This is a genomic window from Streptomyces sp. LHD-70, from assembly GCF_031157275.1.
In the GTDB taxonomy this organism is placed as follows: Bacteria; Actinomycetota; Actinomycetes; order Streptomycetales; family Streptomycetaceae; genus Streptomyces.
The window spans coordinates 118327-143254 of sequence record NZ_JAVIFW010000009.1; the positions used below are offsets into that span (position 1 = coordinate 118327).

General features: G+C 72.5%; 21 protein-coding genes. 8 read left to right on the top strand and 13 right to left on the bottom strand.

Annotated elements, in window-relative coordinates:
• Positions 1–250: 250 nt before the first annotated feature.
• The 4 genes from RCO28_RS19280 to RCO28_RS19295 form a co-directional block, all read right to left on the bottom strand.
• Positions 251–760, bottom strand: coding sequence for an ATP-binding protein (locus RCO28_RS19280; RefSeq protein WP_308942395.1), 510 nt, complete (start codon positions 758–760; stop codon positions 251–253).
• A 489-nt stretch (positions 761–1249) separates the two neighbouring features.
• Positions 1250–2122, bottom strand: a complete 873-nt coding sequence (locus RCO28_RS19285; protein WP_308942396.1) for an acyl-CoA dehydrogenase family protein — start codon at positions 2120–2122, stop codon at positions 1250–1252.
• 8 nt (positions 2123–2130) lie between these two features.
• Entirely contained in the window at positions 2131–3294 is a 1164-nt protein-coding gene (locus tag RCO28_RS19290; protein ID WP_308942397.1) for an acyl-CoA dehydrogenase, read from the bottom strand.
• A gap of 5 nt (positions 3295–3299) precedes the next feature.
• Positions 3300–4490: an amidohydrolase family protein gene (locus tag RCO28_RS19295; RefSeq protein WP_308942398.1), complete on the bottom strand. Its 1191-nt coding sequence runs from the start codon at positions 4488–4490 to the stop codon at positions 3300–3302.
• Between the two features lie 184 nt (positions 4491–4674).
• On the opposite strand from RCO28_RS19295, the gene RCO28_RS19300 reads away from it, so the two are divergent.
• Positions 4675–6225: an AMP-binding protein gene (locus RCO28_RS19300; RefSeq protein WP_308942399.1), complete on the top strand. Its 1551-nt coding sequence runs from the start codon at positions 4675–4677 to the stop codon at positions 6223–6225.
• Positions 6226–6270: 45 nt separating this feature from the next.
• Here the strand turns inward: RCO28_RS19300 and RCO28_RS19305 are convergent, their stop codons facing one another.
• Positions 6271–6789: an EF-hand domain-containing protein gene (locus tag RCO28_RS19305; protein ID WP_308942618.1), complete on the bottom strand. Its 519-nt coding sequence runs from the start codon at positions 6787–6789 to the stop codon at positions 6271–6273.
• Positions 6790–7031: 242 nt separating this feature from the next.
• Entirely contained in the window at positions 7032–7406 is a 375-nt protein-coding gene (locus RCO28_RS19310; RefSeq protein WP_308942400.1) for an STAS domain-containing protein, read from the bottom strand.
• A 436-nt stretch (positions 7407–7842) separates the two neighbouring features.
• On the opposite strand from RCO28_RS19310, the gene RCO28_RS19315 reads away from it, so the two are divergent.
• Complete coding sequence (locus RCO28_RS19315) at positions 7843–8424, top strand: sigma-70 family RNA polymerase sigma factor (RefSeq protein WP_308942401.1); 582 nt, start codon at positions 7843–7845, stop codon at positions 8422–8424.
• Positions 8421–9848 (top strand): zf-HC2 domain-containing protein, encoded by a 1428-nt coding sequence (locus tag RCO28_RS19320; protein ID WP_374991197.1) that lies wholly within the window; start codon positions 8421–8423, stop codon positions 9846–9848. The genes RCO28_RS19315 and RCO28_RS19320 overlap by 4 nt, the downstream gene beginning before the upstream one ends.
• Positions 9849–9917: 69 nt before the next feature.
• Here the strand turns inward: RCO28_RS19320 and purU are convergent, their stop codons facing one another.
• Positions 9918–10787 carry a formyltetrahydrofolate deformylase gene (gene purU / locus RCO28_RS19325; RefSeq protein ID WP_308942402.1) on the bottom strand — a complete coding sequence of 290 codons (870 nt, stop codon included), beginning with the start codon at positions 10785–10787 and terminating at the stop codon, positions 9918–9920.
• Between the two features lie 54 nt (positions 10788–10841).
• Positions 10842–11288, bottom strand: coding sequence for a hypothetical protein (locus RCO28_RS19330; protein WP_308942620.1), 447 nt, complete (start codon positions 11286–11288; stop codon positions 10842–10844).
• Between the two features lie 171 nt (positions 11289–11459).
• Here RCO28_RS19330 and RCO28_RS19335 point away from each other — a divergent pair, with 171 nt between their 5' ends.
• A complete protein-coding gene (locus RCO28_RS19335) occupies positions 11460–12782 on the top strand; it encodes an ABC transporter substrate-binding protein (protein ID WP_308942621.1) in 1323 nt (440 codons plus the stop codon).
• 36 nt (positions 12783–12818) lie between these two features.
• Here RCO28_RS19335 and RCO28_RS19340 read toward each other — a convergent pair whose 3' ends face one another.
• Together RCO28_RS19340 and RCO28_RS19345 are read right to left on the bottom strand one after the other, a co-directional pair.
• Positions 12819–14687, bottom strand: a complete 1869-nt coding sequence (locus tag RCO28_RS19340) for a hypothetical protein (RefSeq protein ID WP_308942403.1) — start codon at positions 14685–14687, stop codon at positions 12819–12821.
• Positions 14688–14847: 160 nt separating this feature from the next.
• On the bottom strand, positions 14848–16227 hold the full coding sequence (locus RCO28_RS19345; RefSeq protein WP_308942404.1) for a transcriptional regulator: 1380 nt from the start codon (positions 16225–16227) through the stop codon (positions 14848–14850).
• A gap of 502 nt (positions 16228–16729) precedes the next feature.
• Between RCO28_RS19345 and RCO28_RS19350 the strand changes: the two genes are divergently transcribed.
• The 3 genes from RCO28_RS19350 (at position 16730) to RCO28_RS19360 (ending at position 19901) form a co-directional block, all read left to right on the top strand.
• Entirely contained in the window at positions 16730–17389 is a 660-nt protein-coding gene (locus tag RCO28_RS19350; protein WP_308942405.1) for a bifunctional DNA primase/polymerase, read from the top strand.
• Between the two features lie 77 nt (positions 17390–17466).
• Positions 17467–18291, top strand: coding sequence for an ABC transporter ATP-binding protein (locus RCO28_RS19355; protein ID WP_374991198.1), 825 nt, complete (start codon positions 17467–17469; stop codon positions 18289–18291).
• Positions 18288–19901, top strand: coding sequence for a transporter (locus tag RCO28_RS19360; RefSeq protein ID WP_308942407.1), 1614 nt, complete (start codon positions 18288–18290; stop codon positions 19899–19901). Before RCO28_RS19355 ends, RCO28_RS19360 begins: the two co-directional genes overlap by 4 nt.
• A 212-nt stretch (positions 19902–20113) precedes the next feature.
• Here RCO28_RS19360 and RCO28_RS19365 read toward each other — a convergent pair whose 3' ends face one another.
• Positions 20114–20965 carry an alpha/beta hydrolase gene (locus RCO28_RS19365; RefSeq protein ID WP_308942408.1) on the bottom strand — a complete coding sequence of 284 codons (852 nt, stop codon included), beginning with the start codon at positions 20963–20965 and terminating at the stop codon, positions 20114–20116.
• A gap of 693 nt (positions 20966–21658) precedes the next feature.
• A complete protein-coding gene (locus tag RCO28_RS19370; protein WP_308942409.1) occupies positions 21659–22351 on the bottom strand; it encodes a metal-dependent transcriptional regulator in 693 nt (230 codons plus the stop codon).
• Between the two features lie 249 nt (positions 22352–22600).
• Here RCO28_RS19370 and RCO28_RS19375 point away from each other — a divergent pair, with 249 nt between their 5' ends.
• Complete coding sequence (locus RCO28_RS19375) at positions 22601–23368, top strand: SIS domain-containing protein (RefSeq protein ID WP_308942410.1); 768 nt, start codon at positions 22601–22603, stop codon at positions 23366–23368.
• Between the two features lie 60 nt (positions 23369–23428).
• On the opposite strand, the gene RCO28_RS19380 is transcribed toward RCO28_RS19375, so the two are convergent.
• On the bottom strand, positions 23429–24886 hold the full coding sequence (locus RCO28_RS19380) for a PAS domain-containing protein (protein ID WP_308942411.1): 1458 nt from the start codon (positions 24884–24886) through the stop codon (positions 23429–23431).
• Between the last annotated feature and the right edge of the window lie 42 nt (positions 24887–24928).

Genomic DNA, 24928 nt, shown 5'->3' on the forward strand with positions numbered 1-24928 from the left:
AACACAAACCCCCACCCCAGGTGTTGACGTCGCCTGTCCGTTTCCTCACCCTTGTGGCAGCGATCCGCCGTGAGGGGACGTCGAGGGCCTGGCGAGGGGCAGACGCTCGGCGAGTGCGAGTCGTGTTCGTCCGGCGGCGCGCGGTGTCACGCTCGGGGTGACATGGGCGCGCCGCCAACCCTCGGCTCGTACGGTCAAGTCCCTTGTGGGAGGCGGCAGTTCGGCGCGGGGGCGGTCCCGCCCGGAACCCTCAGAAGGGGAACGCCACGACCGGCGCCGCACCCAAGTGCCGCACCCCCGCGGTGCCCCCGGCATCCCCGGCGTCCCCCGCGTCCTCCGCCGCCTTCGGTTTCGGCTCGCAGCGGTCCACCTCGCACCAGATGCGCTTGCCCGCGCCGTCCGACTGCCAGCCCCAGCGGTCCGCGAGGCCGTCCACGAGGGCCAGGCCGCGGCCGTTGGTGTCGTCACCCTCGGCCTGCCGGGGGCGGGGCGGGCGGGTGCTGGCGTCGGTGACCTCCACGCGCACGGTGGCCGGAGCGGACTCCGGCAGGCGCGGCAGGAGCAGGCGGAGCACGGCCGGGCAGCCCGTGTGCACCACGGCGTTGGTGACCAGCTCCGAGATCAGCAGCACCAGCGTCTCCGCCAGCGGCTCGTCCACCTCTATCCCGGAACCGGCGAGCCGTGACCTCGCCCACCTACGGGCCCGCCCCACCTCCGCGGGGTCGGGGCGGACCTCCGTCTGAACTTGAAGCACCTGCACCGCTCACACCATCCGAACCGGCGGACACATCGCCTCGTGTCTCGTCGGGGTCACGGAACGTGATCCCCGTACGACACAGCATGGTTGACGTACAGTCACCCCAACAAGCGCTTCGGGCATATTCCAGCACGAAGGAGTACGCGTGCGGCATACTGTGCGACGCGCGCCGCGGGGTGTCGAACAGGGGGGCGTCTCACGCCGCCATGCCCTGCGAGAGGCGGGCATCGCCGGTTCCGGAAGCGCCACACAGGCCCCACCGGTATGGCTCGCCAAGAGAACCACTCGCATCCCACGGAGCGTACCGGAGCGTCGCCCCGACTCCGTGCCGTGACGAGTCACGCCTAGGACACAAGCCGATATCGACACCCCACGGTCACTCTGTGCTGTGTTCACGGACCGTTCTTGGCAGTCATTCGATCACTTGCGGCAACGCCGCCAATGACGCAGCCGGCAACGCCGCCAAAGACACAGCCGGCAACACGGCACAGGTCACAGCGCCGCCGCCCACTCCTCCTCCACCGCGCCCGCCGACGGCCCGAGTGCGGCCCGCAGCCAGGCCCGCTTCAGATGGAGGTGGACGTCGGCCTCCCAGGTGAAACCCATGCCGCCGTGCACCTGAAGGCAGTCGCGCGCGCCCTGGACGGCCGCCTCGTCGGCGAGCAGGGCCGCCGCGGAGATCTCCGCCCGGTCGGCCGTGACGGCGGCCGCGTAGACCGCCGCGCGTGCCACTTCGGTGCGGACGAGCATCTGCGCGCACAGGTGCTTCACGGCCTGGAACGCGCCGATCGGCTGCCCGAACTGGCTGCGCTCGCGCGCGTACCGCACCGCCGTCTCGCAGCTGCGGGCGGAGCTGCCGAGCTGTTCGGCGGCGGTGAGCAGCACGGCGAGCGGGTCCGGCGCCCCCACCCCCGCGGGGGCCCGGTGCAGCGGGGTGAGCGGGTCGACGGAGCGGGTGGGGACGGCGCCGGCGGCATCGCCCCGTACGACGTCCGAGGCGTCCAGCCAGGGCACCAGGCCGGAGCTGTCGACGGCGGTGACCACCGTGTCCCCGGTGGCGGCGCCCTCGACCTCGCCCGCCGCGAGGTGGGTGGCGACCAGCGGGCCGGGAAGCAGCGCGCGGCCCGCCTCCTCGAAGGCGAGCACGGCCTCGGGCAGGCCGAGGCCCACGCCGCCGTCGCGCTCGGGGAGCCGCAGCGCGAAGAACCCGGCGGCGCCGAGCTCACGCCACAACTCCCGGTCGAGGGAGGGTTGTTCGGGCCCGTCGGCGAGGGCGCGGAGGGCCTCCCGCCCGAACCGCCCGGCGAGCAGCTCGCGCACACCGGACTGCAACGCCCGCTGGTCCTCGGTGAGTTGGAAGTCCATGGCGGGCCTCACCGCCCCTTCGGCAGGCCGAGGATGCGCTCGGCGACGATGTTCCGCTGGATCTGCGAGGTGCCCGCGGCGATCGTGTACGAGAGGGAGGAGAGCCGGTCGAGGTTCCACTCCCGGTCGAGGTCGAGGCTGTCGGGACCGAGGACCTCGGCGGCCGTGTCGTACAGCTCCTGGCGGGCGTGCGAGTAGCGGAGCTTGAAGACGGAGCCGCCGGTGCCGGGGACGCCGCCGGTGCGCTGGGCCTCGGAGACGTTCCACTGGGTGAGCCGCCACAGGGCGCTGAACTCGACGTTCAGGCGGCCGAGCCGGCGGCGCAGGACGGCGTCGTCCCAGCGGCCGTTCTTCCGGGCCTCGGCGGCGAGTGCGGTCAGCGTGCGGCGGCAGGCGACGACCTCGCCGACGAAGGCGGTGCCGCGCTCGAAGGAGAGCGTGACCATGGTGACCCGCCATCCGTCGTTCTCGTCTCCGACCCGGTTGCCGACGGGCACGCGCACCTCGTCGAGGAACATCTCCGCGAACTCGGTGGACCCGGCGAGGGTGCGCAGCGGCCGTACGGTGACGCCGGGCGCGTCCATCGGCAGGGCGAGCCAGCTGATGCCGCGGTGTTTGGGCACCTCGTCGGTGACGGGGGACGTACGGACGAGGAGTTCGCACCAGTCGGCGACCTCCGCGTGCGAGGTCCAGATCTTGGAGCCGCTGACCACGTAGTGGTCGCCGTCCCGCACCGCGCGCGTCCGCAGGGACGCCAGGTCGGACCCGGCGTCCGGTTCGCTGAAGCCCTGGCACCACACCTCGTCGCCGCGCAGGATCGGCGGCAGCCAGCGCCGCCGCTGCTCCGGGGTGCCCTCGGCGGCGATCGTCGGCCCGGCGTGCAGAAGGCCCACGAAGTTGGCGCCGACGTACGGGGCCCCGGCGCGCTCGGTCTCCTCCAGGTAGATGAGGTGCTGCGTGGGCGTGGCCCCTTGCCCGCCCGCGTCGACGGGCCAGTGCAGGCCCGCGTACCCGGCGTCGTGGAGGCGTCGCTGCCAGCCCAGGTCGTACGCGCGGCGGCCGGGCCAGTCGGACGGGTCGGGGCGGGGCGGCAGCTGCGGGAGGACGTCCGCGAGCCAGGCGCGCAGGCGGGCCCGGAACTCTTCCTCTTCCTCGGTGTAGGCCAGGTCCATGGGCGCTACTTGTCGAGGTCGAGGCTCAGCATGCGGATGGCGTTGCCCCGCATCAGCTTGTACACGGTCTCGTCGTCGAGGCCCTTGACGTGGTCGAGGGCGACCTCCTTGGTGTGCGGGAAGGTCGAGTCGACGTGCGGGTAGTCGGTCTCGAAGGTGGCGTTGTCGCGCCCGACGACGTCCAGGGACGCGACGCCGTGCTTGTCGCGGAAGAAGCAGCAGAAGATCTGCCGGTAGTAGTACGTGGACGGCGGCTCGGGGATCAGGTCGCGGACGCCGCCCCAGGCGCGGTGCTCCTCCCACACGTCGTCGGCACGCTCCAGGGCGTACGGGATCCAGCCCATCTGCCCTTCGCTGTAGGCGAGTTTGAGCGTCGGGAACTTCACCAGGACCCCGGAGAACAGGAAGTCCATCATCGAGGCCATGGCGTTGTTGAAGGACAGGGACGCCTGCACGGCCGGGGGCGCGTCCGGCGAGGCGGCGGGCATCTGACTCGACGACCCGATGTGCATGTTCACCACCGTCCCGGTCTCCTGGCAGGCCGCGAAGAACGGGTCCCAGTACCCGGAGTGGATGGACGGAAGCCCGAGGTAGGTCGGGATCTCGGAGAAGGTGACCGCCCGCACCCCGCGCGCCGCGTTCCGCTTCACCTCGGCGACGGCGAGGTCGATGTCCCACAGCGGGATGATGCAGAGCGGGATGAGCCTCCCCCCGCTGTCCCCGCACCACTCCTCGACCATCCAGTCGTTGTACGCGCGCACACAGGCGAGCGCGACCTCCTTGTCGTGCGCCTCCGCGAAGGTCTGCCCGCAGAAGCGCGGGAACGTCGGGAAGCAGAGGCTGGCCTCGACATGGTTGAGGTCCATGTCCTTGAGGCGCTCCACCGGGTCCCAGCAGCCGCGCCGCATCTCGGCCCGGGTGATGCCCTCCAGGGTCATGTCGTCCCGGTCGAAGCCGACGGCGGCGATGTTCCGCTTGTACGGGAACTTCAGGTCCTCGTAGATCCACCAGTCGGTGGGCGGGCCTTCCGGGTCCATGGTGATCACGTACTTGCCGCCGGTGTACTCGAGCTCCCCGATCCCGGCGGTCAGCGGCTTGGGCCCGCGGTCGCGGTACTTCTGCGGCAGCCAGGTCTCGAAGAGGTGCGCCGGTTCGATGACGTGGTCGTCGACGCTGATGATCCGAGGCAGTTCCATGGGGGTCCCCTCGCCGCAGTACGAATCTGACGTGTCTGATCTGACGTGTCTGATCAGACGGTGCCTAATCTGATGGGTCGTCAGAAAGAGGCTAGCCCCCGGACCTCTGGACCGACAAGGCGGTGAGGCCTACGCTCTGCCTCGATCTGACAGATCGTCAGTTGAGGAGATGGGGAGGCCGGCTATGCGGGACACGGCACACGAACTGGGCGAGTCCCCGACGCTCTGGGAACTGATCCGACGCCGCGCCGAACTCACCCCGGACCGCCCGGCGCTGATCCAGGCCGAGGCGGAGCAGGCCGCCGACCGCACCCTCACCTTCGGCGCCCTGCGCGAGCGCGCGGAACGCGTCGCGGCGGGACTGTACGAGCAGGGCGTGCGCTCCGGCACGGTCATCGCCTGGCAGCTGCCCACCCGCATCGAGACGGTCCTGCTCACCGCCGCCCTGGCCCGGCTCGGCGCGACCCAGTCCCCCGTCATCCCCTTCTACCGCGAGAAGGAGGTCGGCTTCGCGCTGCGCGAGTCCGGGGCCGAGTTCTTCGCGACGCCCGGGGTCTGGCGCGGCTTCGACCACACGGAGATGGCCCGCCGCCTGGACGCCCGCGGCGTCTTCGAGGCGTACGCGGACCTCCCGGAGGCCGACCCCGCCGTACTGCCCGCGCCACCGGCGAACGGCACGGACGTCCGCTGGATCTACTGGACCTCCGGCACCACCTCCGACCCCAAGGGCGTGCTGCACACCGACCGTTCACTGATCGCGGGCGGCTCCTGCCTGGCCCACGCGCTGCGCCTGTCGTCCGCGGACGTGGGCTCGATCGCGTTCCCCTTCGCCCACATAGGCGGCCCGGACTACCTGGTGATGCTGCTGCTCTACGGGTTCCCGGCCGTACTCTTCGAGAAGTTCGCGCTCCCGGACGCGCTCGACGGCTACCGCCGCCACGGGGTGACGACGGCGGGCGGCTCCACGGCCTTCTACTCGATGTTCCTGGCCGAGCAGCGGCGGCTCCCCGAGGGCCGCAGACTCATCCCCACCCTGCGCCTGCTCGCGGGCGGCGGCGCCCCCAAACCCCCCGAGCTCTACCACGCTGTCGTACAGGAGATGGGCTGCCAACTCACCCACGGATACGGCATGACCGAGGTCCCGATGATCACCATGGGCGCCCCGGACGACACCCCGGACCGCCTCGCCGGTACGGAGGGGCGGCCCCCGGCCGGGATGGAGATCCGCATCACGGACGCCGACGGGAAGCCGGTGCCTGCCGGGGTCGACGGGGAGGTGCGGCTGCGCGGCGAGGCCGTCTGCCGGGGCTACCTGGAGCCGTCGCAGTCGGCCGCGGCCTTCGACGCCGAGGGCTTTCTGATCACGGGCGACCTGGGGCACGTACGGGAGAGCGGCCATCTGGTCCTCACCGGCCGCGCGAAGGACGTGATCATCCGCAAGGGGGAGAACATCTCGGCGAAGGAGATCGAGGACCTGCTGCACGTCCACCCCGCGGTCGGCGAGGCGGCGGTCATCGGCCTCCCGGACCCGGAGCGCGGCGAACGCGTCTGCGCGGTCCTCGAACTCCCGCCGGGCTCGACGGAGTTGAGCCTGCCCGAGGTCTGCGCACACCTCCGCGAGGCGGGCCTCTCCCCCCACAAGCTGCCGGAACAACTGGAGGTGGTGGAGGCCCTGCCCCGCAACGAGACGCTGCGCAAGGTGCTCAAGTACAAGCTGCGCGAGCGGTACGCGTGACGGCGCCGGGCCGGGGTTCGCTCAGGCGTCCGGCGCGGGGAGCCCTCAGGCGTCCGGCGCGGGGGTCGTGAAGTAGGCGGCGAAGGCGGTGAGGATCTCCTCCTCGGAGATCCGGCCGTCCCCGTCGGTGTCCAGGGCGGCGGCCGCGGCGGCGGCGGTCTGCGGGTCGGCGCCGAGCACCTTCAGGACCCGCTCGGTCCCCTTCGGGGTGGCGCCCTTGCCGTCCTCGTCGGCGACGGCGATCGCGGCCTTCAGGAACGGCCGCGCGATCTCGGCGAACCGCTGCGGACTGTCCCGCAGCCGCTTGACCGCACCGGTCACGAACTCCTCGCGGGTCACCCGCTGATCCCCGTCGACATCGGCGATCCCGGCCATGCCCTGCCAGAACGCCTCAGCACCCGCGTACAGCGCCTGCCCCTTGTCGCACCGCGCGGTCGTCCCGAACTCGGCAAGGACGGCCTTCGCCGCACCGCTGAAGTCCTCGCGGTCGATGTAGCCGTTGCCGTCCTGGTCGAAGCTCGCAAATCGCGCGGCAATCCTGCGCTCGTACTCTGCGCTGTCCATCTCGGCCTCACTGATCAGGTGGGTGATGCGTTCCACTGCGTTCACCACGGAGCGTACGTCGGGCTCAGCCGCCCGGGCCCCGAAAGTCGCAGCTTCACCCAGGCTTGTATCAAGACCGGTGACATTCCGCGACCTGATCGAGGTCGGACGGCGCTGGGGGTGACGCGTTCCCGGTGGGCGCCGGGGGATGCGGGGGGTGCGGTGTGGGTTGTTTCACCCGCCCCGATGACCCGGCGGCAGCGCTACGCCGAGAGCGGCGAGGCTTCCTCGTCCACCGCTGAGCCGAGGTCGGGGAAGACCTCGAAGAGGCGGCGGACGCCGAGGGCCGCCAGGACCCGGTTCACGTGGGAGCCGTCCTCCGCGCCCTGGGCCGGGAGGATCAGGCGGAGGCGGCCGCGGCAGGAGCGGATGAGGCGGCGGGTGGCTATGAGCACGCCGACGCCGGAGGAGTCGCAGAAGAGGACCTCGGAGAGGTCGAGGACGAGGCTGCGGCGGCCCTCGGCGACGGCGTCGTGGACGCGCTGGCGCACGATCGGCGACGTCACCAGGTCCATCTCACCGCTGACCTGGATGACGGCCCAGCCGCCCTGATCGCCATCGGTCACTTTGAGCGCCATCCGCCACGCCGCCTCTCGTTCCACTCGTACGCCGCGTACGGCTCGGTTCCGGGCTTCGGTTTCCGGGTCCGGTCCACAACCTTCAGCCATCGTGGCGGTATCCGGAAGCCGTGCTTACGCTTCCCTGGTTCGCGGTTGCCCCGCTACTCCCCCGTAAAACACCTCACCTGAACAACAGGCCATCCGGCAGGCCTATCACATATGCACCGATTCGATCTACGTCGATCCAGTTCGTTCAACGGACTTCAACGAATTTCGACGCGACATTGACTCAACTCTCAGCACAGCGTGACCAATTCACTACCATCCGCAGCCACCCCGCGCCGCCCGTTGCCGCAAACCGAGGTGCGTTGTCGGTGGCGGGCACTACATTCGTTGGAGGGTTCGCGCTCGTACGGTCGGCACGTACGGTCGTGCCACGGCAGGAGGGGGCCACATGGCGAAAGACGCACCGCCCCGCTGGGACCGCAAGATGCAGCAGCGGCTCGCACGCGGAGAGGCGGCCGCGCTCGGCGAGCTGTACGACAGGCTCGCCTCCCTCGTGCACAGCCTCGCCCACCGCGTGCTCGACGACGACGCGGCGGCGGACCGCGTCACCCGCGAGGTCTTCGCCCACGTCTGGGAGAACCCCGAGGAGTACGACCCGAAGAAGGGCTCGATGCGCTCCTGGCTCGCCGGCCTCACCAACCGGTATGCGGTGGCGCGGCTGCGGCAGACCGAGACCGAGGCGCTCGCCGACGGCGGCCAGGGCACCACGGAGGACATGGAGCAGAAGGTCCGCCGCGCCTCCGTCGCCGCCCGCGCGGACTACATCGTGACGTCCATGCCCGCCCCGCTGCGCGCCGCCCTCGAACTCGCCTACTTCCAGCGGCGGGACTACCGCCAGACCGCCGCCGACCTCGGCGTGACCGAGGACGAGGCCCGGCGCCGCCTCCGCCTCGGCCTGCAACTCCTGTCCACCGCCAACGAACAGCGGCCCGCCGCCGCCCCTCCGCCCGGCTACGGGAGCGCACTGTGAACGCCGACCCCTCCGAGCCGGACGACGGCCCCGAGGGTCACGACGGCCCGGACCGGCACGGCGAGAGCGACCCCCGCCACGGCCGCGCGGACGACGACATCGCGACCGGCGGCGCCCTCGCCGAAGGTGTGCCAGGGCCGGACGGCCGCCCGCGTGAGAACGGCCGGCCGGGCCCCGGCGAGCACCCCGGCGCCCGGCCCCCGCACGGCGGCGGCCTGCGCATACCGCCACCGCGCAGCTCCATCGAGGACTCCGGCCGCCCGCTGCCCGAGCCGCCGCCGCTGCCCGCCGTGCCCGCGCCCGCGCCGCCCGTCCTGGAGCACAAGGTCCTCAAGTCGCTGCTCGGCGCCTGGGCGCTCGCCGCCTGCTCCGCCGAGGAGGCCGCAGCCGTCGAGCTGCACCTCGGCGGCTGCGGCGCCTGCGCGGACGAGGCACTGCGGCTGCGGGACGCCGTCGGCCTGCTGCACCCCGAGGAGAGCCTCGACCTCGACCCGGGCCTGCGCTCCCGCGTCCTCGCCGGCTGCCTGGACCGCCGCCCGCCCCGCATACCCGTCCCCGACTGGGCCGCGCCCTACGACGCCGAGACGGCCCGGCTCGACGCCCTGCTCCAGGACTTCGGCAACGGCGAGTGGCACGCCCCGGTCCAGCTGAAGTGGTACGAGGGGGACGAGGCCGTCACGCGCCGCACCACCGTCGCCGGGGTCATCGCCCACCTCCTGACGGTCGACGGCCTGGTCGCGACGACCCTCGGCCTGGACGACCCGCTGCCCGAGGCCGCGCGCGCCGCCCTCACCGGCACCTCGCCCGCCGAACGCACCGAGGCGTACTGGAACGCCTCCCGGTTCCCGGCCACGCGCGGCGTGCGCCTGCCGTGGCGGGAGCAGAGCCACACCGTCATCCGCACGGTGTCCTTCGCGGGCGGCGGCTCCGCCGAACTCGCCGTGCCCTACGGCGAGTTCACGCTGCCCCTGCGGGACTCGATGCTCGACCGCGCCTTCGAGTGCTGGGTGCACGCGGGGGACATCGCGGACGCGGTGGACTACCCGTACCAACCGCCCGCACCCCGGCACCTCAACCGGATGATCGACCTCGCCGCCCGCATGCTGCCCGGCGCGCTCGCCGACCGGCGCCGCGCGGGCCTCGCCGCACCGGCCAAGGAGCTGGTCGCCGCCGGGGCGCCCGGACGCAGCCTGCGCCTGGAGGTCGAGGGGCACGGCGGCGGCGAGTGGCTGATCCCGCTCGACTCCCCGGGAGCAGCCGCGTCACAGGAGTGCGAAGTGGCCCATGTCGCCCTGGACGGCGTGGAGTTCTGCCGCCTCGCCGCCGGGCACGTACCGCCCGAGGACGCGGCGGCCGGTCAGGTCGGCGACCGCGAGGCGATCCGGGACGTCCTGTCGGCGGCGGCCGCGCTCAGCCGGATGTAGCCGCAGTACGCAGAGGTCTTACGCACGCACAGGTCTTACGCACGCAGCGGCCTTACGTACGCAGCGGCCTTACGCGAAGACGACCGTGCGGCGGCCGTTGAGCAGGACGCGGCGCTCGCTGTGCCACTTCACCGCGCGGGCGAGGGCCTGGCACTCCACGTCCCGGCCGACGGCGACGAGCTGCTGCGGCGTGACCTCGTGGCCGACGCGCTCGACCTCCTGCTCGATGATCGGGCCCTCGTCGAGGTCGGCCGTCACGTAGTGCGCGGTCGCGCCGATCAGCTTCACACCGCGCGCGTGCGCCTGGTGGTAGGGCTTGGCGCCCTTGAAGCTCGGCAGGAACGAGTGGTGGATGTTGATGATCCGCCCGCTGAGCGCCTTGCACATCTCGTCCGAGAGCACCTGCATGTAGCGGGCGAGGACGACCAGCTCGACGTTCTCCTCGCGTACGAGAGCGAGCAACTGCGCCTCGGCCCCCGCCTTGTTCTCCTTCGTCACCGGGATGTGGTGGAAGGGGATGTTGTACGACGACACGAGCTCGGCGAAGTCCGTGTGGTTCGAGACCACGGCGGCGATCTCCACGGGCAGCGCGCCGGTCCGGGCCCGGAACAGCAGGTCGTTCAGGCAGTGCCCGAACTTGCTGACCATCAGGACGATGCGCATCTTCTCCTCGGCCCGGTGGATCTGCCAGTCCATATGGAAGGAGTCACCGACGGCAGCGAAGCTGGCGCGCAGCTTCTCGGCGTTCACGGCCTCGGCGGAGAAATGCACCCGCATGAAGAACAGCCCGGTGTCGTGGTCGCCGAACTGCTGGCTGTCCTCGATGTTGCAGCCGGTCATGAACAGGTAGCTGGACACGGCGTGGACGATGCCCTGCTTGTCGGGGCAGGACAGCGTGAGGACGTACTGGTCGGCGGCGGGTGCGGGCTGTGCGGTCATAGCGGGAAGGCTACCTGCCCCGCTGCGCCGGGCGCCGTTCCGTCCAGGCCTCGGCTAGGCCGACCTCGTCAGGATCCGCAGCACCTCCAGCGTGCTGGGCACCGCGTCCGGGTCGTCCCCGTCCCCCGTGGCCAACCGCACGTGCGCGTCCCGCGCCGCCCGGACGGCCTCGTCCCAGCCGTGGTGGTCGAGGTAGGCGGAGACGGGGGCGTCGGGGCCGACCTGGTGCATGATCCGCAGCACCCGCAGGACGGCCAGGTCGACGAGGACCGCCTCCTGGGAGTCGCGGAAGATCGTCCCGACGTACTTCTCCGCGGACCAGTTGTCGAGCCAGGTGTCCTCGACGAGGCGGTACACCGCGTCCGTCACGTCTCCGTACCCGTCGACGCCCGCGAGCCAGACGGTCTGCTGGAACTCCGGGTCCGCGAGCATGTGCAGCGCCGAGCGCACGTTGCTGCGCCAGCGCCACCACGGCATGTCGTTCAGAGGCATGCCGCCCATGGTGGAGGAGCGGCGGCCACGACGGGAAGGGTTCTCCGAGCTTTGCACGGTTGTCGATCGTACGTTCCCCACGCGCGCGCCCCCACCAGCCCCTGGAATTCACCTTCACGTCACTCGCCGTTGAGCCGAGATCACTCAAAGGTTAGGGACCGACCGGAATGGTGCATGTCCATGACTGTCCGGCGCCGCCCTCGGCTCACCCGCCCGCTCAAGACCGCCACCATCACCGTGACGGCCCTCGCGGCGATCGCCACGGCGGCGGTCGGCTGCGGGGCGATCCCCGGGTCGTCGGGGGAGTCCGGGGAGCCCGTCACCGTGATGACCTGGGCCCCCGACCGGACCGAGGCGACCGACATGCCCGGAATGCCCGCGATGGCGCGTGCGTATGCCCGCTGGGTCAACGACCACGGCGGGCTCAACGGCCGCCCCCTCAAGGTCCTCACCTGCAACGACCACAACGACTCCGTGGGCGCCGCGAACTGCGCCCGGCGCGCGGTGAAGGCGAACGTGGCCGCCGTGGTCGGCTCGTACAGCCAGCACGGCCAGGCCTTCCTCTCCCCGCTTGAGGCCGCAGGTATCCCGTACATCGGTGGCTACGGGCTGACCGAGGAGGAGTTCGTCAGCCCGACGTCCTTCCCGGTCAACGGCGGTGTCGTCGCGCTGCTCGCCGGGAACGGGCGGCAGCTGGCCCGGGACTGCGAGCGCGTCTCGCTCGTACGGCCCGACACGCTCGCCGGTGACCTGCTGCCCGGACTGCTCAACGCCGGCCTCGCGCAAGGCCACCGCAAGCCCGCCACGGACATCCTCGCGGCGGAGGACTCCGGCGACTACAGCAGGCAGGCCGAGCAGGCGCTGAAGGCCGCGGGCGCCGACCCCTCCCTCGTCTCCACGCTAGGCCGCGAGGGGGCCTCCGAGCGGGCCCGTGAGGGCTGCGTCACGGCCGCGCTCGGCGACCGTACGGACGGCTTCTTCGACTCGTTCCGGCGCGCGCAGGAGGACCACCAGAAGGTACGGATCTCCTCCGTGCTCGGCAGCGTCGACCAGACCTCGGTGGACCGCACGGGCGGCGCGTCCGGCCCGTACGAGGGGGCGTACGTGACGAGTTGGTACCCGGCGGCCGACGACGCGCGCTGGGACCCGATGCGCCGGGTGATCCGCGAGGAGGCCTTCGGGGACCACCGGATCGACCCGGCGAACGCCGGTGTGCAGACGACCTGGATCGCGTACACCGTGTTCAAGAAGGTCGTCGAGTCGCTCGGCGACGGCGAGGTGACCGCGCGGACCGTGACGCGGGCGCTCAACGACGGCGTGCGCGTCGGCACGGGCGGCCTCACGCCGACGCTCAGCTGGCGCTTCGAGGACACCGTGGCGGCGAGTGAGTTCCCGCGCCTGGTCAACGCGAACGTGACGTACCAGGTGGTCCGCGACGGGCGGCTCGTGGCGGCCCGCAAGTCCGCGGTGGACGTCTCGCGGACGCTGGAAGAGGCCTCCTGAGCCGCGCCAGGAGGCCCGCCCTTCAGGCCTGACCGGTCACAGCTGGATCCAGGTGTGCTTCGTCAGGCCGTACTGCCCGGCGATCGTGTTCCACAGCGGCGCCGCCTGCTTCTTGGCCGCGGTGGCGTCCCCGCTGGCCGTGTTCCCGGCGGCACGCGACTTGGTCGTACGGGCCTTGCCCTTGACGCAGCCCTTCTTGCCCTTCGCGGCGACCTGGTCGGCCCACGCGGCGTAGTGGTTGTCGGCCGAAGCGGACGCCTTCCAGGCCTTGTTGAGGGCCGCGGTCAGGGTGGCGTGGTCCGGCAGCTCGTCGACCTCGAGCTGGGCGAGCCGGGTCACCAGGCCGTTGCGCTGCTTCGCGGCGTCGCGCAGATCGGTGGCGGCCTGGCCGAGGTTGCGGCAGGCCTCGATGCTCTTGACCGAGTTGATGACCGCCGTACGGCTGTCGTTGCTCTCGGCGAGCAACTTGTCGAGCGCGACGGCCTGTTCCTCGGCCGGGTCGGTCGTCGGCGACGGCTTCTGCTCGGCGGGCTGCGACTCGGCGGCGTTCTTCGGCTCGTCCTTCTCGTCCTCGCCGCCGCCCGCGATCAGCGCGCCCGCGCCGACGCCGAGCACCGCGATGGCCACACCGATCGCGGCGAACAGCGGCACCTTCGATCCCGTACGACGGGAGGTCGGCTCGGGCGGACCGGCGTACTGCCCCTGCCCCATGCCCGGCTGCGGCTGCGCCGGCGGCTGGTTGAACTGCGGCATCTGCTGGGTGGATTCGGCACCGCCGGCACCGCCCGCACCGGCCGGTTCACTGCGGAAGAGGCTGTCGAACTCGGCGGGCGGCTGCCGGTCACCGGGCGCGCCGGGCCGGATGCCGTACGGGGCGGACGCGGGTGCCGGGGGCACGGGCGCGATGTACTGCGTGGCCTCCGAGTCGGGGCCGCCCGCGGCCGGGGGCTGCGGCATGGCCTGGCGGCCGAGGAACTGGGTCGCGTCGGCGGCGGGCGCCTCCGGCGGCAGCGCACCGGGAAGCGGAGCGCCCCCCTGCGTCCCCTGCGTCCCCTGCACCCCCTGCGAACCGCCGTACGGGCCCGGGGAGTTGGACTCCCCGCCCTGGCTCCCCTGCGTCTGCTGCGCGTTCTGCGGTACGGCGGACAGGTACTGCGTCGCCTCGGCGTCGGCGGGCGGCAGCGGGGCGCCGCCCTGGGCGGGAGGCGGCAGCGGAGCGGACTGCGGAGGCTGCTGCGGCTGCGGGAGCGCGGCACCGGACTGCGCCTGGTGCGGCTCGGGAAGCGCGGCACCGGACTGCGGCTGCGGCTGCGCGGGCAGCGCGCCGAGCGGAGCCTGCGGGGCCTGCGGCTGCTCGGCGGGCGGGAGGCCGAGTGCGGCCTGCTGCGGCGGAAGGCCGGGCGCCTGCTGCGAGGGCTGGGGCTGCTGAAGCTGCTGGGGCTGGGGCTGGGGCGCCTGAGGCTGCGGCTGCTGCGCGTAGGGCTGCGGGTCCTGCGCGTAGGGCTGCTGGTGCTGCGGCGCGTACGGCTGCGGGGCGGCGGGCTGCTGCGGCGGGTACTGCTCGTACGGCTGCGAGGGCTGGGGCTGCGCGGCGTCGTACTGGGGCGGCGTGCCGTCGTAGGGGAACTGCTGAGGCTGCTGCGGCATACCGTACGGCTGCTGCTGCGGGTCCTGGCCCCAGGCCTGGCCCGGTGCGAAGCCGTCGTTCTGGCCGTACGACGGGCCCGCCTGCGGGACATCCGGGCCCCAGGGCTGGCCCCACGGGGTGCCGCCGGCCGGCACCGCCTGGTCTCCGTAGGTGCCCGGCACCAGGGGCTCTCCGCCGTCTGCGGGCAGCACGACACCTTCGTGCGCGGGCCGTGCCGCGGGTATCTGCGGCTCCTCGCCCTGTCCGCTCTGCGTCACCGGGACTCCTACATATGGGGGGACCTACGGAATCGTCGGCTCACGCTACCGGGTCCCCTATATGGGGTGCTACGCAGCTCCTGCCCGCGATCTGTTCCGTGACCTGCCGTAACCGGGGGTTCACCGAAGGGGCGTGGAATGCCTCACGCGCCGGGCCCGTTCACGCCGCCTGCCCCTGCAGCCGGGCGCCGAAATCCCGTACCGCCTGCTGGTCCTGGAAGGGGGCGAGCCGGCCCTGGAAGTCCTCCAGGTACTCGCTGCCCCGGTTGGAGCGGAGCGTGCCGAGCAGCTCCATCGCCTGCGTACCGGTGTGGCAGGCCAGCTCGACCTCGCGCTCCTGCAGCTGCGCCGTGGCGAGCAGGACCAGGCCGATGGCGCGGCGTCTCGCGCGGGACTCGGGGTGCCCGTCGAGGGAGTCCTGGGCGGCGCGCGCGGCGGCCTGCGCGTGGCCGAGGTCACGGTGGCAGTGCGCCAGCTCGTCCGCGAGGTACGCCGCGTCGAAGTGCCGGATCCACACCGGGTCCTCGACCGCCGAGTCCGCCCGGTCGAGCGCGGCCTCCGCCCTGGCCGCCACGGTGTGCGCCGAGCGGGCGTCCCCGAGCAGGGCGTGCCCGCGCGCCTCGGCGGCGTAGAACATCGCCTCGGCCCGCGGTGTGACCTGGCCGCGCGCACCCTCCTGCGCGGCCCTGGCGAGCTGGGCGATCTCCCGCGGGTTGCCGAGCTGGGCGGCGAGGTGGCTCATGGACGCGGCCAGGACGTACCCGCCGTAGCCGCGGTCGCCGGCGGCCTGGGCCAGACGCAGGGCCTGGATGTAGTACCGCTGGGCGAGGCCGGGCTGGCCGGTGTCCACCGCCATGTAGCCGGCGAGTTCCGTCAACCGGGCCACGGCGGCGAAGAGTTCACGCCCGACGGCCTCCCGGTAGGCCCCGGCGAGCAGCCCGGAGACGACGGAGTTGAGGTAGTGCACGACGACCGGGCGTACGTGTCCGCTGCCGTACTGGTGGTCGAGCTGGACGAGGGAGTCGGTCATGGCGCGCACCGCGGCGACGTCCGAGCGGCCGACGCGGCTGCCCGCGGTCCTGGCGACCTGGGTGTCCATCGCGCTGATCAGCCAGTCCCGGCTGGGCTCGACGAGCGCGGAGGCGGCGACGGCGGAGCCGGAGAGGAAGTCGCGCCGGCCGACGTCGCTGCGCCACAGCTCGCAGACCTGCTCGACGGCGCCGATGACCGTCGGCGAGAACTGCAGGCCGACGCCGGAGGCGAGGTTCCTGCCGCCCGCCATCCCGATCTCGTCGATCGTGATCGCGCGCCCCAGCTTGCGCCCGAGCGCCTCGGCGATGATGCCGGGCGCCCTGCCGCGTGGCTGCTGGCCGCGCAGCCAGCGGGCCACGGAGGTCTTGTCGTACCGGAGATCGAGGCCGTGCTCGGCGCCGCACATGTTGACGCGGCGGGCGAGACCGGCGTTGGAGCAGCCGGCTTCCTGGATGAGCGCCTGCAGCCGTTCGTTGGGCTGTCGCGCGACGAGAGGCCTTGCGGCCATGGCGTACCCCCTGTGTGCGCCGGAAGTTGCGTCCGGAAGTTGCGTCCGGAAGTTGCGTCCGGAAGTTGCGTCCGGAAGTTGTGTCCCGGTGATCGATGCCCATCGGGTCGACGAAAATGCGGAACAATTTCCGGCATAGCGCGACATAGCAGCCGCCGCTGCCCGCGACTTGAACAGCCGCGCCCCCGCCGACCGCTGCCCCGGCCGACCGACCACCGGAATCTCTCCGTACCTCTCTCCGTGCCTCGCTCCGTGCCGCGCTCCGTGCCTCGCTCCGCACCTCGATCCGCACCTCGCCTCCTCAAGCGGCTACCCGCCCCCGCTGCCGATGCGCGTGCGCGCCCCCGGTCATGCACCCGTGCGCCCCATGTGCAGGAACGATGCGCCGGGTCGGCGTACCCGGGTGGCGCCCGACCCGCCCAGGTCAACGCTCCGCGAGCAGCCGCCGGAACGGGCCGAAGGGAGGGCGTAACCCAAGGTGACGGCGGGAGTTGAGCTGAGCGTGGAAGAGACCATCGAAGTCGCCCGATCCGCGCAGGTCCCCCAGCAGCGCGGGGAACAGCTGCCCGACGCCGCCGTGCGCTATGCGAAAGAGCGGCACTGGGACGTGTTCCCCGGCACCTGGCTAGAGGCCGAGGGCGGCGTCGAGCGCTGCAGCTGCGGCGAGCCGTCCTGCGCCCTGCCCGGCGCCCATCCCGTACGCGAGGACTGGACGAACCAGGCGACGGGCAGCGCCACCGTCGCCCGCCGGCTGTGGTCGAAGCAGCCGAACTCCTCGATCCTGCTGCCGACGGGGCGGACGTTCGACGCGATCGACGTGCCGGAGACCGCCGGGTTCCTGGCGCTCGCGCGGATGGAGCGGATGGATCTCGCGCTCGGCCCGGTGACGCTCACCCCGTGCCGCCGGATGCAGTTCTTCGTGCTGCCCGGCGCCCTGGCCAAGGCCCCCGATCTGGTACGCAAGTTGGGCTGGCCGCCGGCCTCCCTGGACCTGCGGACGCTCGGCGAGGGCGACTGGGTGGCGGCCCCGCCGACCCGGGTCGGCGGGCGCGGCGCGGTCCAGTGGGTGCGCCAGCCCACGCCCGCGAACCGCTGGCTGCCGGACACGGAGGAGCTGATCAGCCCGCTGGCGTACGCGTGCGGACGGGAGCGGCGGGTGTAGGTCCCCGCACGCGTCCGCGACGCGCCCGCAGCTTCGTCCCGGAGCCCGTCCCTCACCTGGGGCGGGCTCCGTATCGTGTGCGGACGGACGGGGCGGACGGGGCGGTGCGCGGACGAAGGGCGGAAGTCGTGGCAGCGGACGCGGTGCGGGTGCAGGGGCTGTGGAAGCGGTTCGGGGAGCAGATCGCGGTCGCCGGGATCGATCTCGCCCTGCCCGCGGGCAAGTTCATCGGCCTGGTCGGGCCGAACGGCGCGGGCAAGACCACCACGCTCTCCATGGTCACCGGGCTGCTCCGGCCCGACCAGGGCAGCGTGGAGGTGGTCGGGCACGACGTGTGGCGCGACCCGGCCGAGGTGAAGGCGCGGATCGGGGTGCTGCCGGAGGGGCTGCGGCTGTTCGAGCGGCTCTCGGGGCGTGAACTCCTCGCGTACACGGGGAGGTTGCGCGGACTTCCGGGCGACGAGGTCGACAAGCGGGCGGGCCAGCTGCTCGACGTACTGGACCTGAGCGGGGCGCAGCACAAGCTCGTCGTGGACTACTCGACCGGCATGCGCAAGAAGATCGGGCTCGCCTCGGCTCTCCTCCACAACCCCGAAGTGCTGTTCCTGGACGAGCCGTTCGAGGGCGTCGACCCGGTGTCGGCGCAGACGATCCGCGGGGTCCTGGAGCGCTACACCGCGTCCGGTGCGACGGTGGTGTTCTCCTCGCACGTGATGGAGCTGGTGGAGTCGCTGTGCGACTGGGTCGCCGTGCTGGCCGCGGGCCGCATCCGGGCGCACGGCACGCTCGACGAGGTACGGGGCGGGGCGCCGTCGCTGCAGAGCGCGTTCCTCGAACTGGTCGGCGCGAACGGCCGGGACACCGGGGAGAGCCTGGACTGGCTGGGCGGCGGGGCGCGATGACGACGGCCACGCACCCACGGAACGTCCCCGGCCTGACCGGCACCTTCGTACGCCTGAAGCTGTCCCTGCTGCGCAACGGGCTGCGGCAGTCGGCGGGGCGCAGGGCCGCGTATCTTGCCTCCGTCGTCGTGACGCTGCTCGGCGCGGCGCTGCTGCTGCTCGGGCTGCTCGCGCTGCGCGGCAGCACGCACGCCGCGACAGTCACGGTGCTCGCCCTGGCCGTCCTGGCTGTCGGCTGGGCGGTGATGCCGCTGTTCTTCCCGAGCGGCGACGAGACCCTGGACGCCACGCGCCTGGTGATGCTGCCGCTCCGGCCACGGCCGCTGGTACGGGCCCTGCTCGTGGCCTCCCTGGTCGGCATCGGGCCGCTGTTCACGCTGTGCCTGGCGGCGGGTTCGGCGGTCGCGGTGGGGCGGGGCGTGGCGGGGCTGCTCACCGGGATCGTCGCGGTGCCGCTGGCCCTCGTACTGTGCGTAGCGCTCGCGCGGGCCGTGGCATCGGCGAACATCCGCCTCCTGACCAGCCGCAAGGGGCGTGACCTGGCGGTCCTGAGCGGCCTGTTGATCGCGGTCGGCGCGCAGGTGGTGAACTTCGGCGCGCAGCGGCTGAGCACGCCCGGCGGGCTGTCGAAACTGGATCCGGCGGCGGAGATCCTGCGCTGGATCCCGCCGTCGGCGTCGATCGGCGCGGTCGACTCGATGAGCCGCGGCTCGTACGGGACGGGCCTGGCCCAACTCGCCCTGTGCGGCGCGGCGTTGGCGCTCGTGGTCGGGTTCTGGGGGCGGAGCCTGACGCGGCTGATGACGTCGCCCGACGGGTCCACGCTGCAGGCCGCCGAACCGTCCCGGAACCGGGGGCGGGCGCACGGCCTGTCCCGGCTGCTGCCCGCGGGCCGCACGGGCACGGTGATGGAGCGCAGCCTGCGGTACGTCTGGCGCGATCCGAAGACCAAGGCGGCCTGGGTGACGTCGCTCGCGATCGGCCTGATCGTGCCGCTGTTCAACGCACTGCAGGGCACCGGCTCGGTCTACTTCGCGTGCTTCGCCTCGGGCATGCTCGGCATCCTGATGTACAACCAGTTCGGCCAGGACACCTCGGCGTTCTGGATGGTCGCGATGACGATCTCCTCGCCCCGCGACGCGTACGTCGAACTGCGCGCCCGCGCCTTGGCGTTGACCCTGCTGACCTTGCCGTACGCGGCGTTCGTGGTGGTCGTGACGACGGCGGTGCTCGGCGACTGGGGGCGGCTCGCGGAGGTGCTCGGCCTGTCGTTCGCGCTGCTCGGCGCGATGCTGTCGACGGGGGCGTGGGCCTCGGCCCGCTTTCCGTACTCGATCCCGCAGGAGGGCTACAAGAACGTGGCCCCCGGCCAGGCGGGGCTCGCCTGGATCTCCATCTTCGGCGGGATGGTGGGCGCGGCGCTGCTGTGCGCTCCGGTGATCGCGCTCTCGATCTGGCTCCATGTGAGGGGCGCGCGGGACGCGTTGTGGGTGCTGCTGCCGGTCGGCGCTTGCTATGGGTACGGGATCACCGTGGCCGGTCTGCGGTTGGCCGCGCCTCGGGTGGCGGGGCGGCTGCCGGAGATCTTGGCGGCGGTCAGTCGGGGGTGATTTTCCCCCTCCCCGCCCCTTCCCGAAGTCCTCAGCGGACGGCTCTCGGGGCTGCGCCCCCAGACCCCGCTGTGTCGTTCAGCTTTCGCGCCGTCGTGGCTGGTCGCGCAGTTCCCCGCGCCCCTAAAGACAGCCCCTCCGGCGTTTGAGGAGCGGGGGTCTGGGGGCTGGCCCCCAGTTCGGGAAGGGGCGGTGAGGGGAAGAGCCCGGCGCTAGCCGATCAGCGCGCCGTGGAGGAACGGCTCGATCGCCGCGCGCCAACCCTCCGGCTGGTCGTAGTGGACGAGGTGGCCGGCCTCGGGGACCTCCGCGTACGCCCCGTGGGGCAGGACGCGGACCATCTCCTGGGCCTCGGCACGGCCCAGCTCCCCGTCCAGGCCCCGGACCACGAGCGTGGGGCACTGGACCTGGGCGAGCTCCTCCCAGTGCGCGTCGGTCACCCACGTCTCCCGGGAGGTCAGCATCTGGGCCGGGTCGAAGACGGGGCGCCAGCCGTCCTCGGAGCGGGCCATCACCTCGGCGTAGAACGCACCCCGCGCCGGGTTCGGGCGCTCCACCCACGGGTCGTCCTCGCCGAACCACCGGCGGACGTCGTCGAGCGTGGCGAAGGGCACGGGCCAGGTCTTGAACCAGTCGGTCCACTCCCGCTGCGAGGCGGCGCCAAGCGCGGAGGCCCGCATGTCGCAGATGATCAGCCCGCGCACCAGGTCGGGCCGGCGGGCCGCCAACTGCCAGGCGGTGAGGGCGCCCATGGAGTGCCCGACGAGGACGGCGGGGGCGAGCCCGAGCTGCACCAGGGCGGCCTCGGCGTCCTCGACATAGGCCTCCCGTGTGTACGGCCCCACGGGCTTGTCGCTCTCGCCGTGGCCGCGCTGGTCGAGGGCGACCGTGCGGTGCCGCTCGGCGAGCCAGGCGGCGGTGCCCGCCCAGTGCGAGGCGCTGCCCATCAGGCCGTGCAGCATCAGCACGCCCGCCCCCTCGGCCTCCTGGGCCTTGGGCGGCTCGCCGAACTCCCAAGCGGCGAGGCGTGTGCCTCCCGCTCCGATCACGTCGATGCGCCGCATCCTTCTGGCACCCCCTTTGTGGGCCCGAGTTCCCTTGGGTCACCCCTGAATCGAGTCCGAGTCACCCCATGGATCGAGTCTGAATCGCCCTGCGGATCAAGTCACGGATCGAGTCGTGTACCGAATCGCGGATCGAGCCACCCCCGTGGATCGAGCCGCGTACATCGAAGCCGTCGCGCGGATCGCGCCGCGTAAATCACTTCACCTCACGACGTACGAACCACGCTATCGAACCCCCATTCGAGAACACGGCTCCTGGCGCCAACACCCCTCATTCGAGTGACCACACTCAAGGATTGACGGGCCCGGCCGAGGGGAGATCTTCAACGGGAGGCGGGCCGCTCGGGGAAAACGGTCCGAGGGGATTGACCTTGAGAGCTCGGGGCTCCAGGTCAGCACAGGGGAGGAAGGGCCCCGGCGCTTCACGGCGCCGGGGCTCACCCGTTCCGTACGGACCATCGTCCCGCCCCCTCCCCGGTGGCCAAACGCCTCACGGAACAGGCTGGCACGCAAATCCCCCGGCCGCTGCGATTCCGCCCAGTGAATCTTGGAATCCGCCGCCAGATGCCCAACGCCCGAGACAGCACCTCCCGAAGAGCGCCGCCCAAAACAGCACGCACCGAAACAGCACCGCCCGAAACAGCACTGCCCGCCGGGCAGGACCCGGCGGGCAGTGCGTGCAGCTGTCGGCCTCTAGCGCTTGGCCACGAAGACGTGGGAGGCGATGTCCGCCTCCAGCTCGGCGGCCTCGCCGCTGCTGCCCACCAGGACACCGCCCGGCGACTGCGTCACGCTCACCACGGCGCCCGGCTGCACACCGGCCCGCCGCAGCGTGTACATCAACTGCGCGTCCGTCTGGATCGGCTCCCCGATACGGCGCACGACGACCGTCTTGCCGTCGCTCCCCGCGTCCAGGTCGGCCAAGCTGACCATTCCCTCGTCCAGGAACGGGTCGGCCTCGGCCTTCTCGCCCAGCTCCTCGAGACCCGGGATCGGGTTGCCGTACGGCGACTCGGTGGGGTGGCGGAGCAGTTCGAGGACGCGGCGCTCCACGGCCTCGCTCATCACGTGCTCCCAGCGGCAGGCCTCGGCGTGCACCTGCTCCCACTCCAGACCGATCACGTCGACGAGCAGGCACTCGGCGAGCCGGTGCTTGCGCATCACGCGGGTGGCCAGGCGGCGGCCCTCGTCGGTGAGCTCCAGATGGCGGTCGCTGGCGACGGACACCAGTCCGTCACGCTCCATGCGCGCCACCGTCTGGCTGACCGTCGGCCCGCTCTGGTCGAGCCGCTCGGCGATCCGGGCGCGCATGGGGACCACACCTTCCTCCTCGAGCTCGAGGATGGTGCGGAGATACATCTCCGTCGTATCGATCAGTCCGGACATACGTGCCCCTCATGCTGTGACAGAAAAGAGAGCTGCGGAGCAATTCCGCAGCGTCCTGCGCTGGCCCTGCACCAATTCTGACGCATAGCGCCGACAACCGTGCCGCGCCCGGGGATCCGGCCCTCGCCGACCGTTGTCCACAGGCCGCCACGGCCGTATTGACAGGGCACTGGTCCAGACCGCAACGTGATCGGCGGCAGGCACCCATGCCGCCCTTGTCAGGCACCTTCCCGGGAGAGGCCCTCGGCGATGAGCCCCACGAACGGCGAGAACAAGCTGGCCGGACAGTACTTCGACGCCGCGATCGGACTCCTGGAGCGGGTGCGGGACGAGGAGGGGGCCGCGATCACCGCGGCGGCCACGGCCGTCGCCGACACCGTCGAGTCCGGCGGCCGGCTCTTCGCCTTCGGCGCCGGGCACTCCTCGCTCGCCGCGCAGGACGTGGTGTACCGCGCGGGTGGTCTGGCCCTGATGAACCTGCTCGCGGTGCCCGGTGTGGTCGGCGTGGACGTCATGCCCGCCACGCTCGGCTCCGCCCTGGAGCGGGTCGACGGGCTCGCGGCCGCCGTGCTCGACACCAGCCCGGCCAGGCCCGGCGACGTCCTGGTGATCATCTCGCTCTCGGGGCGGAACGCGCTGCCGGTCGAGATGGCGATGAACGCCCGCGCGCTCGGCCTGAAGGTGATCGGCGTGACCTCGGTGGTGTACGCGACGGAGACCCGCTCGCGGCACGCGTCCGGAACCTTCCTGAAGGACCACTGCGACATCGTCCTCGACAGCAAGATCGCGGTCGGGGACGCGGAGCTGACCGCGGAGGGCGTGGCCGCGCCGTTCGGCCCCGCGTCGAGCGTGGTCACGAACGCGCTGCTGCAGGCCACGATGGCGGCCGCCGCGGGTGAGCTCGCCGCGCGCGGCTTCGATCCGCCGATGCTGCGCTCGGGCAACGTGGACGGCGGCCACGAGTGGAACGGCCGGGTCTTCGAGGAGTACGGGGACCGGATCTTCTACCGGCGCTGAACTCTCGCAACGGTCCCGAGGATTCCCGTACGACTCAGTACTTCTGCTCAGTACTTCTGCTCAGTACTTCTGCTCGACGAGGCGCGCCAGGTCGAGGGCCGCGGCGACCCGGGCCGCGACGCTCTCCGCGTACCCGGCGTCGCCGCGCTCGAACGGGGTGCGGCTGGCCGAGCGCAGGAAGGTGACCACGCCGAGCGTCACGCCCCGGCTGCGCAGCACCGCGCACAGGGCGTGCACCGAGCCCTCGGGCCACTGCCGGGCGCGCGCCCAGTCCTCGGGCGGGGCCGCGCCCGCGCTCGCCCGCACCGATCCCGCACGGGCCGCGCACTGCAGCGCCGGATGCCCCTCCGCGTACCGCACCGGAAGCCAGGACCGGTCGCCCGGCAGCACGGGCCCCGGGGCCTCGGCGGGTGTGGCGGCGGCCCGGACGAGTCGCGGCGGGTCGATGTGTCCGGCCGGGTCGAGTACGTCGACCAGGGCGTGGTCGGCGAATCCGGCGAGCGCGAAGTCCAGGTGGACGCCGGCCGCCTCCATCGGGTCCTCGCACTCGCCCGCGGCCCGCGCGGCGCGCTGGAGTTGATTGCCGCGGAAGCGCAGCTGGGCCGCCTCCTGCTCGGCGAGCCTGGACTCGGTGACGTCCTGGAACAGCCAGCCCACACCCAGCGGAACGGGTTCCTCCGCGAGCGGCGAGGCGAGCCGCAGGAAGCCGCTGCGCCAGCAGCGCCGCTGCTCCCCCACGGCACCTCCGGCACCCGCGTCACCCCCGGCGCCCTCGGCACCTCCTGCTCGCTGGGAGCTGTCGCCCCGCACCGACACCCACAGCTCGGCGGGTGCGGGCGGGGCGCCTTCGGCGAGTACGTGCGTGAGGACGCTCTCCAGCTCCTCGACGCCCCGGGTGAGGAGCTCGCCGAGGGGGCGGCCGAGGAGGGCGGTGCGGTTGGTGCCGAGGAGGCGGGCCGCGTGCGCGTTGACGACGGCGGGGCGCAGGTCGGCGTCGATCAGGACGACGCCCCAGGAGGCGTCCTCGAAGAGGGCCTCGCTGAGGGCGATGGAGCGTTCCAGGTCGATCTGGGTGTGGACCTCGCTGAACGCGCAGTACACCCCGGCGGGCTTGCCGTCCGGGCCGCGCACGGCGGCGGACTGGGTGCGCACGAGCACCCGGCGGCCGTCCTTGGTGAGCAGCGCGAACTCGTGGACCTGGCGGCCGGGCGCGGACATCGCGGAGAGCAGCCGCTGCTCGACCTCGGCCGCGTCGGCGCTGCGCACGGCCCAGCCGGCGAAGCCGCTCTGCCCGACGGCCTCGTCGGAGGTCCAGCCGAGGATGCGTTCGGCCTCGCGGTTCCAGTGCGTGACGACTCCGTCGGCGTCGAGGGCGCAGAGTGCGGCGTCCATGCCGTCGAGGAGTGCCGCCAGCAGGTCGTCGGAGGCGGGGCCTTCGCGGCCGGAGCCTTCGCGCCCGGGGCCTGCGTCGCTGTCGCTGTCGGTGCCGTTACCTGTCTTGTGCCGGGAAGCACTCACCTGGCCACCCCCTGCAGGACGAGTGAGCCTTGCGGCGTGCAC